Here is an 11681-nt window from a genome sequence, read left to right on the forward strand (position 1 = left end):
GGTCGCTGCACTATCCTTCCTGCGGGGTCCACGCGGTAACGGGAGGTCGCGCATGCGGGCGCTGGTCGTGCGGGGCGGTTGGGAGGGCCACGAGCCGGTCGCCTGCACCGAGCTGTTCCGGCCGTCGCTCACCGACGCCGGATACGAGGTGGAGGTCGCCGAGACCCTCGACGTCTACGACGACCGCGCGGCGCTCGAGCGCGCCGACCTCGTCGTCCAGTGCTGGACCCGCGGCTCGCTGACCGAGGCCCAGGAGGACAACCTGGTCGAACGGGTACGCGCCGGCGCCGGTTTCGCCGGCTGGCACGGCGGCGTGACCGCCACGGCCTACGAGTCGCGCAAGTATCACTACATGGTGGGCGGCCAGTTCCTCTGCCATCCCGGGGACTTCGTCGACTACGACGTGGACATCGTCGGCGAACACCCCGTGGTGGACGGCGTGTCGAGCTACCCGGTGCACACCGAGCAGTACTTCTGTCACGTGGATCCCGGAGTGACGGTGCTGGCGACGACGACGTTCGCGGGGCTGCACGGTGCGCCGGAGAACGCGGGCACCGTCATGCCGGTGGTGTGGCTGCGGGACTTCGGCGCCGGGCGGGTCTTCGTCTCGACACTCGGCCACGGGCCGGACGATCTGCGCGTGCCGCAGACCCGCACCGTCATCGAACGGGGCCTGCTCTGGGCCGGCCGGGCCGTCACGCGGTGACCGGGAGGTCCTCCGCGCGCACCGCGCCGCGCAGGGGCCGGCCGCGCAGCAGGCGTTCGACCTCGTCCGTGGCGAACTCCCCCAGCCGGCGCTGCTCGCGCCCCTGCGCACCGGCGAGGTGCGGGGTGATGAAGACGTTCGGCAGAAGGGTCAGCGGGTGGCCGGCGGGCAGCGGCTCGGGGTCGGTGACGTCGAGCACGGCGGACATCCGGTTCGCGGCACAGCGCCGGGTCAGCGCCTCGGTGTCCACAATGGACCCACGCGCCGTGTTGACCAGAACGGCCCCGTCGCGCATCAGTCCCAGCCGCCGCTCGTCCAGCAGGTGGCGGGTCTCGGGCAGTTCCGGGGCGTGGACGGTCAGCAGGTCGCTGCGCCGGCACAGGGTGTCCAGGTCGACCGGCTCGGCACCGAGCAGGCGCGCCTCGGCCGGCGCCACGTAGGGGTCGTACAGCAGCGCGGTGACGTCGAACGCGGCCAGCCGGGCCAGCACCAGCCGCCCGATCCGGGAGGCGCCGAGCACCCCGACCGTGCAGCCGGTCAGCCCGCCGGCCGCCGTGCCGCTCCAGCCGCGCGCCTCGCCGGCCCCGTACAGCCGCGCCCGCGTGAACGCCTGCTTGGCGGCGAGCACCAGCGCGGCGACGGTGTACTCGGCCACCGGAACGGCGTTGGCGTCGGCGGCGGAGGAGACGAGCAGCCCGCGCGCGAACACGGCCGGGTCGAGGTGGTTCTTCACCGTGCCGGCCGCGTGGATGACGGCCCGCAGGCGCGGGGCCATCGCCAGGACGCGCTCGTCGACGCGGGGACTGCCCCAGCCGGTCACCAGGATCTCGGCCCGCCCGAGCACGGCCTCCGCCCCCTCGAACGTGGTCAGGCACACCGCCGGGTCGAGGTCGACCAGCCGGGTGAGCCGGTCGCGCACGTCCGGCGGGAAGACGCTGTCCCGCGCCCAGGAAGCCATGGCGAAGGCGGCGACGGGGCGGGAGCCGGACGGTGCAGACGTGTCCACCACCGCCGTCACGATACCGACGGGGACGCGTCGCGTGCTACCGCGAGCCGCGTACGCTCGGTCGGTGGACGACGCCGCACTGCGCAGGGTCATCGAGGCACGACGTCGCCTGCGCGAGGACGGTCCACTGTGGACCCGCCCGCACGAGGACGACTTCGCGACCGTGACGCTGCCCGCCGCGGACTGCGACGGGCTGCGCGACCTGCTCGTGGCCGAACGCGCCCGCACCGTCGTGGAGATCGGCCTCGCCTACGGCAGTTCCGCGCTGGCCGTCGCCGAGGCCCTGTTGACCGTCGGCGGGCCGGGAATCCGTCATCTCATCGTGGATCCCTTTCAGGACAGCGCCTACCGCGACGTCGGCTGGAACGCCCTCCTCGACGCCGGCCTGGCGGCCACCACCGAACTCCGGCGCACCCCGTCGGCGCTCGCCCTGGCCCGGCTCGTCGAGGAGGGCCACACCGCCGACGCCGCGTTCGTCGACGGCAGCCACCGCTTCCACGAGGTGTTCGTGGACCTCTACTACCTCCGCAAGATCGTGCGGCCCGGCGGGCTGGTGGTCGCCGACGACGACTGGGCGCCGTCGGTGCACACCGCGCTGCGCTACTACGTCGAACACCTCGGCTGGACGCCGGTCGACTGCGGCCTGCGCCGGTGTCGCGCGTTCCGCCTGCCCGCGGAGTCGTTCGAGCCGGACTTCCTTTCGTTCCAGGGCTTCTGAGGAGAACGCCCGGACGCCTACGCGCGTTCGGCGGCGCGCACGGCGTTGCGGAAGAGCATCGCCACGGTGGTCGGACCGACACCGCCGACGCGCGGGGTGATGGCGGCGGCCACCTCGGCACACGCCTCGTCCACGTCGGGCAGCAACCGGCGCCCCTCGTAGCGCACACCGGCACCGACGACCACCGCGCCCGGCTTCACGTGATCCGGCCGGATGATTCCGGGAACGCCCGCCGCCGCGACCAGAATGTCGGCGCGACGCGTGTGCTTCGCCCAGTCCGGGACACCGGAGTGCACCACCGTCACCGCGGCGTCGGCGGTCGGCCGCTTCTGCGACAGCAGCATCGCGAGCGGGCGGCCCAGCGTCGCGCCGCGCCCGAGAATCACCACGTCCCGCCCGGCGGTGGGGATCCCGTGGTGCGCGAGCAGCGCCTCGATGCCGGCGGGGGTGCACGGCAGCGGGCCGGGCAGGCCGACGGAGAGGCGCCCCAGGTTGAGCGGGTGCATGCCGTCGACGTCCTTGTCGGGGTCGATCGTCAGCAGCGCGGCGTCGTAGTCGAGGTGTCCCGGCACCGGGTACTGCACGAGGATGCCGTGCACGTCCGGGTCCTCGTTGTAGCCGGCGATGACGCGGTGCAGGTCCTGCTGCGTGGCGTTCGCCGGGAGGTGGGTGTGCGGCGAGGCGAAGCCGAGCGCGGCGGCCTGCCGCTGCTTGATGCGGATGTAGCCGGCGCTGGCGTCGTCGTCGCCGACGAGCACCGTCGCGAGGCTCGGCACCACGCCCGCTTCGCGCAGGCGCGCGACCGTGGCGGCGGTCTCGGCGTTGACGGCGTCGGCGACGGGTGCGCCGGGCAGCAGCCGGGCGGTGGTGGGCTCGGTGGTGACGGACATGCGCGCTCCCGCACGGAGGCCCAGGCGGACGACCCCCGCGAGGCGCTCCCCGATGGTTGCCCATCCTCCTGCCGCCAGTCGCAGTCGCCGCCCATTGTGCCGCATCGCCGGTCGGCCCGGCGACTCAGCCGGCCGGGCCGGCCCCGGGCTCGTCCCGCAGCGGGGTGGACGCCGCCTTCATGACCTGCGAGAGCTGGGTGTTGTCGAGCCACCGGGCGTCCCAGGCGAGCCGGGCCAGCGCCGCGTGGTCGGGGTGCGCCCGCGCGCGTTCGTCCGGCGGCCCGACGCCGACGATCGCGGCCAGGTCGCCGGGCGGGATGCCGAGCACGTACGCGAACGCGGTCACGTACTGCCGCGTCAGCACGGTCCGGCCGGTGCCGAGGTGGTAGATCGTCGAGGCCGCCACGTACGGCCCGTCCCCGATCGCCATCAGCACGTCGGGGCAGCCCGGCTTGATGTTGCGGTTGGCCAGCAGGCGCAGCAGCATCGCGCCGTACGAGGGCGGAAACTCCGTCGGCGCCCGAGTCGAGCGGAACGTCCCCGGGCCGCATCCCCCGATGTGCGAGCAGCCGGCCGAGCAGCACCTCGAAGGCCGGCATCGCATCCACGCCCGCCACTCTACGGGGAACGCCGGGCATCCAGCGGCGACGTGCGGGCGCGACGTGCGGGGGATACTCGCGAACATGAGCAGCCCGCACCCCTTTCCCGGCGGCACCTCTGTCACCCGCCTGTCCGTCTACACCGACGCCTGCGCCGACGGCCTGCACGGCGGCACCCCGCACCTGCACACCGTCTCCACCGAGGCCTACGTCGTCACCGGTGGCTCGGGCACCCTGCAGACCCTGGACCCGAACGGCTTCCGGGAGACCCCGCTCGCCGCGGGCTCGACGGTGTGGTTCAGCCCCGGGGTGATCCACCGGGCGGTCAACCACGGCGGGCTGAGCGTCGTGGTGGTGATGTCGAACGCGGGCCTGCCGGAGGCGGGTGACGCCGTGATGACGTTCCCCCGGGAGATCGTGACCGACCGGGACCGCTACCGGGCGGCGGCCGCACTGCCCGCGGGCGCCGAGGAGGAGGCGGTGATCCGGCGGCGGGACCTCGCGGTCGAGGGCTTCACCCGCCTCGTGGCCGCGGCCGTTAAGGGCGACCCCGCGCCGCTGCACGCCTTCTACGACGCGGCCGTCGCGCTGGTCCGACCGTCCATAACGGACTGGCGGGAACTGTGGCGGGAGAACGTCCAGCGTGACGCCCGGCGCACCGCGGAGGCGCTCGACGCGCTCGAACGCGGCGACGGCGCGCACCTGCGCGACACCGCCCTGCTGGAGTCGCCGCGCAGCGACGACGCGAAGTGGGGCATGTGCGGCCGGCTGCGCACCCACGACGTGCGCCACCCGACGCTGCTCACACCGGGCGGCCCCGCGTAGGTCCGGCCGACAGCGCCGCGACGCCCGGACCGCTCAGGCGGTGCACGACCGCCTCGGTGCGCCCGGTCAGCAGGAGCAGCAGCGCGTCGATCGGGCCGCGGATCTCGGCGCCGGCCCCGGCGCTCCAGTCGACGTCGGTGGCGACGAGGCGCATCCCGCGCAGCCGCCGGCGCGCCCAGAACGGCCAGCCCATCCCCCACACCCGGCTGGCCGCGGCGAGGGCGCCGTCGCGCGGCATCGGCAGCTCCCGGCCCAGCGGCACGGCCATGTCCTGGGCGTGCACGAGCAGGTCGAACAGGATGTTGCGGTAGTTGGTGACCGCCGGCAGGCGCCGCGAGGAGGCGTGCGCGCGCAGCTCGGCGACGAGCTGCGCACCCGTGCGGGCGGCGGCGTGCCGGACGGAGATGTCGTGGTTGAGCCGGTGGAAGCTGCCGCGGGCGCGCACCGCGTCGGCGAGCATCGCGCCGAGGCCGGGCGGCTGCGGGGCCAGTGCGACGTGTGCGGCCACGTCACGCACCCGCCAGCCGGCGCACAGCGACGGGGTGTCCCACTCGGCGTCGGTGAGCGGCGCGAGCAGGTCGGCCAGCGCCAGGCGGTGTGCGGCGATCACCCGCCAGCTGTCGTCGCGGTCCATGCGGGCCTCCCTGAACGCCACGGAATTTGGTAAGTTTCTCTGACGAGAATAGTCAGAGACTCTGACCGTATGCAAGGGAGCACGAGGGTGAACGACGAGCCGCTCAACCTGGGCCTGCTGCTGTTCATCCCGTACCGCGCGATGGAGACGCGGGTCTTCGCCGCGCTGGCCGAGGCCGGTTTCGACGACTTCACGCCGGCCCAGGCCCGGGTCTTCCAGCGGATCTCACCGGGCGGCAACCGACTCACCGACCTCGCCGAGCAGGCGCAGATCACCAAGCAGTCCGCGGGGTTCCTGGTGGACCAGTTGGAGCGCGCCGGCTACGTCGAACGGGTCCCGGACCCCACCGACGCGCGGGCCCGGCTGGTGCGCGTCGCCGCGCGGGGAGCCGCGGCTGTTCCGGTCGCCGCGGCGGTCGTGGCGGCCGTCGAGCAGGAGTGGGCGGCGCACCTCGGCGGCCGGGACGCGCAGCGGCTGCGGCAGCTGCTGACCCGGCTGCGCGAGATCACCGATCCCTACCGGTGACGGCGCCGCCCCCGTTGACATAGCCTCGGTTGGTGAGAGTGCCGATCCGCACGTACGGTCGCGAGGATTCCGACGTCCGTCTCCTGTGGACACACGGCGGCGGGTTCTTCACGGGCGACCTCGACATGCCCGAGGCCCACCTGGTGAGCACCGAACTCGCCGCCCGGGCCGACGCGTTCGTGGTCTCCGTCGACTACCGCCTCGCGGGTGACGGGGTGCGCTATCCGGCGCCGCTGGACGACGTTCACGACGAGTGGAAGGCGTTGTGCGCCGAGCGCTCCGACGCCCGGGTGGCCATCGGGGGTGCGAGCGCCGGCGCCGCCCTCGCACTCGCGACGGCGTTGCGCACCCGCGACGGCGACGGCCGGCTGCCGGACGCGCTGCTGCTGGTGTATCCGTTCTGCCACTTCCCCAATCCGGCCCTCGACGAGGAGACCCGCGCCGTCATGGCGACGATGCCGGAGCTGGGCCGCCAGACCCCGGCCGCGGTCGAGGACATGGTGCGCACCTACGTCGGCCGGATCACCGACCTGCCGCCGTACGCCATGCCCGGTGCGGCGCGCCTGTCCGGGTTGCCGGCGACCGGGATCCTGCTCAGCGAGTTCGACGATTTGCGCCCCTCCGGCGAGCTCCTGCACCGCCAGCTCGCCGACGAACGGGTCCCCGTCACGTCGCACCTGGTGCGCGGGGTGCCGCACGGGCATCTCAACCTGGGGGCGGACTTCCGGGGCTTCGACGAGTCGCTGGACTTCCTGGCACGGTTGCTGCGAAGCCGCTGATCAGGTCGGCCGCCTCGACGCCGGCCGTGGTCAGGGCGTTGTGCCCGGCACCGGCCAGCTCGGCGGTCTCGACCGGGCCGGCGCAGCGGGCCGCCGCACGGGCGATCCAGTCGCGCGGTGCGACCGGATCGGCGCCGCCGCGCAGGAGCAGGACCGGCGCCGTGATCGCGCGGAGGTCTGCCTCGATCGCGTTGCGCACGGAGGAGCGAAGCGTGCGCAGGATGCGGCGCGGCCCCGCGTCGCGCACGTCCCGGGCGAGGATCGCCGCCTGCCGCGGGTCCTCCCGCGCGAGGTCGAGCAGCCAGCGGCCGACCTGGCCGCGGTAGGTGCGCGCCGCCGGGTCGCTGGTCGGGCCGGCCAGCACGAGGGCGGCCACCAGGTCCGGCCGGGTGGCCGCGAGGCGGGCCGCCACCTCGGCCCCGAACGAGTGCCCCACGAGACACACCCGCCGCCCCACCCGGCCCGATGCCACCCCGCCGACATCCGCCGGGCCGCCGAGGAGGCCGCCGCCGAGGAGGCCGCCGGCGTCGGTCTGGGGCGGGTCGAGCATGGCGGCGACGTGGCGGGCGTGGGCGTTCGGACCGTAGACCCGCGGCGGGCCGGCGGAGAGGCCGAAGCCGGGCAGGTCCGGCACCAGCACCGGGTGGCGTGCGGCGAGCGCGCGGGCCGTCGGCATCAGGTACCGGTGCGACACCGCGAGCCCGTGCAGCAACACGACCGGCGTCCCGCCGGCGCCGGCCGCCACGCGCACGTGCGTCGCGAGGCCGTCGACCGTCACCCGACGGCTGACGAACCCGTCGCGCGGGCGCGGGGCGGCCGTCGCCGAGCGCAACTCGTCCCGGGTGAGCGCGCTCATGCCGTTTCCACGGCTAGCGGAACAGGAGGTTGAGGCCGACGGTCAGGACGACCGAGGCCACGACGGACAGGAGGATCATCAGGAGGCAGCCCAGCCCGCCGCCGAGCGGGCGGACCTCCACGTTGCCGATGCGCATGGGCCCGGGCTACCCGGGCGGGGCGGCGGCAATCGCGTCAGAGGAAGAGTTCCTGGTATGCGGCGACGCCGTCGGGGTCCGCGTAGCCGCCGGCCGGGTAGGTCGTGGCGCCGAGGTACCAGTTGTCGTGCTGCCACCAGCAGACGATCGTGAAGCCGTGGCTCGCCAGCCAGGTCTTCGACGCCCGGATCGCCGGTCCGCGCGAGGCGCGCGGCGCGACGTCGTCGTCGATGCCCCACTCGGTGAGCGTGAGCGGCTCGCCGAGGCCGCCGAACGCGCCGTACCAGCGCAGCATCCGCGGGTCGCTGCCGACGCCGACCGGGTCGTCGGGTTCGCTGCCGCGCGTGCTCGCCTGCCAGTACAGGTCCACGCCGTAGGCGTCGGCGTGGGTCGCGGGCACGATCCAGTCCTGGATCTCCCGGTCTCCGCCGGTGCCGTTGTTGGTCACGTTCGTCGAGCCGGGTCGCCATTGATAGGCCATGTGTACGGGAACGACCTTGACAGCGGCATTGACCGCCTTGGCAACCGTAAATACGCGTTTGAACGCGTTCACGAACTGCACGCCGGTCATGTCGTCCTCGGGCTCGTGGAAGTAGGTGAGATAGCTGCCGCTCGGCATGGCGGTGGCGATGTTCTGGATCTCGGTGTCGCAGCTGCCCGCGGCGACGGCGGTCGGCGTGCACGTCGTCTTGAACGAGTACCAGAGGATGCCGCCGTGCGTCGTCTGGCAGGTGATCGCGTCGGCCGTCGGGACGGCGGCGCCGGAGGTGAAGACCCGCCGGACGGCCAGCGGTCCGAGATGGGTGCGCTCGTCGAGGAACCCGGCGCAGGTGTTGCCGCTGCCGACGGTGTCGCCGACCGAGGTGGTGGCCCCGACGACGGCGAACGTGGCGGCGAGCGCGGGCGCGGCGGGAACGGCGACGCCGCCGGCCAGCACGATCGGGACGAGGAGTGCGGTGCGTGTGCGTGACATTCATGCCCCCAGAGGGAGTCAACGGATTGTCACATTGACGTTACTCACCGCGTTAATTGCTCACGAAGTTTCACTCAGGTCGATAGGGTGCCGGGGTGCTGCGGGAGCGACTGGGCGAGGCGTTCGGCAAACGGCTCGTCGACGTGCGACGGCTACGGGGCGGCAGCCGTAAGGGCGTCTACCGGCTCACCGCCGCCGACGGGTCGACCGCGGTCGCCTACCTCTGGAGCGCCGCCGAGAACTACTGGCCCGCCGCCGACAACGACGGCGACCTCGCCGACCCGTTCTCCTCGACGTGCGGGCTCGAGCCGTTCCTGGCCGCACACAAGCGGCTGGTCTCGCTCGGCGTGCGGGTGCCCGAGGTGTACCACGCGCACGGCGACCTCGCCCTCGTCGAGGACGTGCCCGGCGACAACCTGGAGACGCGCTTCGCCCGGGACCCGCGCGCGACGGCGTCCACAGTGGAGCGTCTCGGCGAGTTCCTGAACGCCATGCGCGCCTGCCGGGCGCCGGCGTTCGGCCACGTGGGATGGGTCGACGCGGGCGGGTTGTCGCACCGGGCGACCTGCGAGGCTACGGTGCTCGCCTTCGCGCTGCGCTGCCTGGCGGATGCGGCCGCCCGCGACCGCCGCGTCGCGGACGCGCACGACCCCCTCGCCGGCCGCCTCCACACCCTGGCCGCCGCCGTGCGACCCCGCACCGAGTACAGCGTCGTGCACGGCGAACTCGGCCTCGACCACGTTCTCGTCGACCGGCACGGGACACCGGTGATCATCGACTTCGAGCACCTGCTCTACTTCGACGTCGAGTGGGAGCACGTGTTCCTGCGCATCCGGCTGCACGGCGACTACGAACGGCTGGCCGCCGACGGGCTCGACGAGGACCGGCTCGCGCTGTACATGCTGGCGCAGCGGCTCTCCCTGGTGGCCGGGCCGCTGCGACTGCTGGAGGGCGACTTCCCGGACCGGGCGTTCATGCGCGGCATCGTGGAGCACAATCTGCGCGAGGCCCTCACGTGGGTCGGGTGTCCAGAGTAGAGCGTCCCAGGCCGTGGGTCGAAGTGGTCGGTCGAGCCTGAGTCCGCCGCAGGCCGGCCAGCCACTTCGACACACGGGCCTAGGTGCACAGTGCGCGATCGATGAGTTCCCGGACGGCCTCGTCGCGCGCCTCCGACACGGGTCGGTCGAACGTGCGGCTGAACACCGACAGCGTGAGCCGGCGCCGCCCGTCGTCGGTGACCGCCGGTTCGAACTGGTAGCCGAAGCCGTTGCCGCCGTGGCGCCAGTACCCGCCGCCGCAGGAGAGCGGCACGTGGAACACGCCCAGCCCGTCGCCGCTGCCGGGCGGGAGGCCGTGGCCGTCGGGGACCGGGACGAGGGTGCGCATCCGCTCCCACTGCGCGGGTTCGAGCAGCCGGCCGCCGACCAGCGCCGCGAAGAAGCGGTTCATGTCGGTGGCGGTGCTGATCATCGAACCGTCGGCACCGCTGTCCAGCCCGCGCACCGCGATCGTCGTGTCGACCGGCTCCGCGCCGGGCGCGAAGACCTGGTAGTTCCGCGCGCTGGGCGCGGGCAGGTAGGGCCAGGTGCCGGGAGTGCGGGTGTGCCGCAGCCCGAGCGGTTCGAGGATGCGGGTGTGCACCTCGTGGGTCCAGTCCCGGCCGGTGACCGCCCGGATCAGCATCCCGGCGAGGACGTAGTTGGTGTTGGAGTACGACCACGTGCGCGCGGCCGGCGGATGGCCCATCGCGACGGCCACCAGCTGTCGCGGGGTGTAGGTGCGCCAGCGGTTCGCGCGGTAGGACCCGGGCGTGACGTAGTCGTGGACCAGGTCGGCGGAGTAGTCGTAGAGGCCGCTGGTGTGCTGGAGCAGCTGCGCCACGGTGACGGTGCCGCCGTCGTTGCCGTTCCCGGAGACGACGCCGGGGAGGTGGCGTTCGACCGGATCGTCCAGGGAGAGCCGGCCCTCGCCGGCGAGCTGCAGCACGACGACCGCGACGAACGCCTTCGTCGTACTGCCGATGCGCAGATACGGGTCCGGCGGCAGCGGCCGGCCGGTCTCCAGGTCGGCGACGCCGGAGCGGGCCACGCGCACCCCGGCCGGGGTCTCCAGGCGGGCGAGCACGCCGCTGACGCCGGTGGCGCGCAGGGCGTCGACGTCGCGTTGCAGGGTGTCCGGCGGGGCGGGTGCCACGGCGAGCGTGAGCATCAGCAGCAACACGGATTTCATGGCTCCACCGTGGACGAACCGGCCGGGGGAACACACTCCGGGCAGCGGTACTTCAGGCGGTGGGGCCTCCCCCACCGACCAGCCCGGCTTCGTAGGCGGCGATCACCAGGTGCACGCGGGCCCGCGCGTCGAGCTTGGTGAACAGGCGCGCCACGTGCAGCTTCGCCGTCGCCGCGCTGATGTGCAGGCGGGCCGCGATCTCCACGTTGGACAGGCCGCAGGTCCGGCGGGGCTACGCTGCCACGTCCGTGGGCAGTCGCGGCGCCTCCGGCGGCCGGATCCCCCGCCCGCGCGTGGTGGCGTAGCGTGCCGGGATGTCGATCGTGCTTCGTGCGCTCACGCTCTCGGACGTCGCGGCCGTTCACGCGTGGGCTTCGCTGCCGGAGGTGTGCCGGTATCAGCCGTGGGGGCCGAACACCTACGAGCAGACCCGTGAGTACGTGCGGGCCGCCGTTTCGGCTTCCGGGGACCGCCGGGTGTTCGGGGTCGTCGTCGACGGCGACGTGGTGGGCAGTGCGGAGCTGAAGCTGCACGGGGCGAGCACCGGGGAGATCGCGTACGCGCTGCATCCACGGGTGTGGGGGCGGGGCGTCGCCACGGCCGCGGCGCGCGAACTGCTGCGGATCGGCTTCCGCGAACACGATCGCCACCGCGTCTTCGGCACCTGCGACCCGCGCAACGTCGCCTCGGCGGCGGTGCTGCGCAAGGTCGGCATGCGCTACGAGGGCCGGATGCGCGGCACGGCGTACATCCGCGACGGCTGGCGGGACTCCGACCTGTACGCGATCCTCGTCGATGATTGAGC

Annotated in this window: 16 protein-coding genes and 1 riboswitch; of the genes, 7 read left to right on the plus strand and 9 right to left on the minus strand. The window is 73.7% G+C overall.

Features of this window, described 5'->3' with window-relative positions:
- Nucleotides 1-52 precede the first annotated feature (52 nt).
- On the plus strand, nucleotides 53-706 hold the full coding sequence (locus Val02_RS14610) for a ThuA domain-containing protein (RefSeq protein WP_203899589.1): 654 nt from the start codon (nucleotides 53-55) through the stop codon (nucleotides 704-706).
- Here Val02_RS14610 and Val02_RS14615 read toward each other — a convergent pair.
- Nucleotides 696-1715, minus strand: a complete 1020-nt coding sequence (locus Val02_RS14615; RefSeq protein ID WP_239152910.1) for a hydroxyacid dehydrogenase — start codon at nucleotides 1713-1715, stop codon at nucleotides 696-698. The two genes, Val02_RS14610 and Val02_RS14615, sit on opposite strands and share 11 nt — an antisense overlap.
- Nucleotides 1716-1776: 61 nt before the next feature.
- Between Val02_RS14615 and Val02_RS14620 the strand changes: the two genes are divergently transcribed.
- Nucleotides 1777-2430 (plus strand): class I SAM-dependent methyltransferase, encoded by a 654-nt coding sequence (locus tag Val02_RS14620; RefSeq protein WP_203899590.1) that lies wholly within the window; start codon nucleotides 1777-1779, stop codon nucleotides 2428-2430.
- A 17-nt stretch (nucleotides 2431-2447) separates the two neighbouring features.
- On the opposite strand, the gene Val02_RS14625 is transcribed toward Val02_RS14620, so the two are convergent.
- Together Val02_RS14625 and Val02_RS14630 are read right to left on the minus strand one after the other, a co-directional pair.
- Nucleotides 2448-3320, minus strand: a complete 873-nt coding sequence (locus Val02_RS14625; protein ID WP_203899591.1) for a bifunctional 5,10-methylenetetrahydrofolate dehydrogenase/5,10-methenyltetrahydrofolate cyclohydrolase — start codon at nucleotides 3318-3320, stop codon at nucleotides 2448-2450.
- 11 nt (nucleotides 3321-3331) lie between these two features.
- Nucleotides 3332-3412, minus strand: a riboswitch (ZMP/ZTP riboswitch).
- A 32-nt stretch (nucleotides 3413-3444) separates the two neighbouring features.
- Nucleotides 3445-3807, minus strand: a complete 363-nt coding sequence (locus Val02_RS14630; RefSeq protein ID WP_203899592.1) for a hypothetical protein — start codon at nucleotides 3805-3807, stop codon at nucleotides 3445-3447.
- A gap of 196 nt (nucleotides 3808-4003) precedes the next feature.
- On the opposite strand from Val02_RS14630, the gene Val02_RS14635 reads away from it, so the two are divergent.
- A complete protein-coding gene (locus Val02_RS14635) occupies nucleotides 4004-4744 on the plus strand; it encodes a cupin domain-containing protein (protein WP_203899593.1) in 741 nt (246 codons plus the stop codon).
- Here Val02_RS14635 and Val02_RS14640 read toward each other — a convergent pair.
- Complete coding sequence (locus Val02_RS14640; protein WP_203899594.1) at nucleotides 4722-5378, minus strand: maleylpyruvate isomerase family mycothiol-dependent enzyme; 657 nt, start codon at nucleotides 5376-5378, stop codon at nucleotides 4722-4724. The genes Val02_RS14635 and Val02_RS14640 overlap by 23 nt on opposite strands.
- Before the next feature lie 87 nt (nucleotides 5379-5465).
- On the opposite strand from Val02_RS14640, the gene Val02_RS14645 reads away from it, so the two are divergent.
- Together Val02_RS14645 and Val02_RS14650 are read left to right on the plus strand one after the other, a co-directional pair.
- The gene (locus Val02_RS14645) at nucleotides 5466-5903 is read left to right on the plus strand and encodes a MarR family winged helix-turn-helix transcriptional regulator (protein WP_203899595.1); all 438 of its coding nucleotides are present in this window, start codon (nucleotides 5466-5468) and stop codon (nucleotides 5901-5903) included.
- A gap of 32 nt (nucleotides 5904-5935) precedes the next feature.
- On the plus strand, nucleotides 5936-6682 hold the full coding sequence (locus Val02_RS14650; protein WP_203899596.1) for an alpha/beta hydrolase fold domain-containing protein: 747 nt from the start codon (nucleotides 5936-5938) through the stop codon (nucleotides 6680-6682).
- Here the strand turns inward: Val02_RS14650 and Val02_RS14655 are convergent.
- From Val02_RS14655 to Val02_RS14660, 3 genes are read right to left on the minus strand one after another with little or no spacing between them, the layout of a single operon-like run.
- On the minus strand, nucleotides 6609-7538 hold the full coding sequence (locus Val02_RS14655) for an alpha/beta fold hydrolase (RefSeq protein ID WP_203899597.1): 930 nt from the start codon (nucleotides 7536-7538) through the stop codon (nucleotides 6609-6611). The two genes, Val02_RS14650 and Val02_RS14655, sit on opposite strands and share 74 nt — an antisense overlap.
- A 13-nt stretch (nucleotides 7539-7551) precedes the next feature.
- Nucleotides 7552-7674 carry a hypothetical protein gene (locus tag Val02_RS48190; RefSeq protein ID WP_275415575.1) on the minus strand — a complete coding sequence of 41 codons (123 nt, stop codon included), beginning with the start codon at nucleotides 7672-7674 and terminating at the stop codon, nucleotides 7552-7554.
- A 37-nt stretch (nucleotides 7675-7711) separates the two neighbouring features.
- Nucleotides 7712-8647, minus strand: coding sequence for a hypothetical protein (locus tag Val02_RS14660; protein WP_203899598.1), 936 nt, complete (start codon nucleotides 8645-8647; stop codon nucleotides 7712-7714).
- A 95-nt stretch (nucleotides 8648-8742) separates the two neighbouring features.
- Between Val02_RS14660 and Val02_RS14665 the strand changes: the two genes are divergently transcribed.
- Nucleotides 8743-9684, plus strand: a complete 942-nt coding sequence (locus Val02_RS14665; protein WP_239152912.1) for a phosphotransferase family protein — start codon at nucleotides 8743-8745, stop codon at nucleotides 9682-9684.
- A 79-nt stretch (nucleotides 9685-9763) separates the two neighbouring features.
- Here the strand turns inward: Val02_RS14665 and Val02_RS14670 are convergent, their stop codons facing one another.
- Together Val02_RS14670 and Val02_RS14675 are read right to left on the minus strand one after the other, a co-directional pair.
- Nucleotides 9764-10876: a serine hydrolase domain-containing protein gene (locus Val02_RS14670; RefSeq protein WP_203899599.1), complete on the minus strand. Its 1113-nt coding sequence runs from the start codon at nucleotides 10874-10876 to the stop codon at nucleotides 9764-9766.
- 52 nt (nucleotides 10877-10928) lie between these two features.
- Complete coding sequence (locus Val02_RS14675) at nucleotides 10929-11081, minus strand: response regulator transcription factor (RefSeq protein ID WP_373317896.1); 153 nt, start codon at nucleotides 11079-11081, stop codon at nucleotides 10929-10931.
- A gap of 109 nt (nucleotides 11082-11190) precedes the next feature.
- On the opposite strand from Val02_RS14675, the gene Val02_RS14680 reads away from it, so the two are divergent.
- On the plus strand, nucleotides 11191-11679 hold the full coding sequence (locus tag Val02_RS14680) for a GNAT family N-acetyltransferase (protein WP_203899600.1): 489 nt from the start codon (nucleotides 11191-11193) through the stop codon (nucleotides 11677-11679).
- The last annotated feature ends 2 nt before the right edge of the window (nucleotides 11680-11681 follow it).

It is taken from the genome of Virgisporangium aliadipatigenens (genome assembly GCF_016863615.1).
In the GTDB taxonomy this organism is placed as follows: domain Bacteria; phylum Actinomycetota; class Actinomycetes; order Mycobacteriales; family Micromonosporaceae; genus Virgisporangium; species Virgisporangium aliadipatigenens.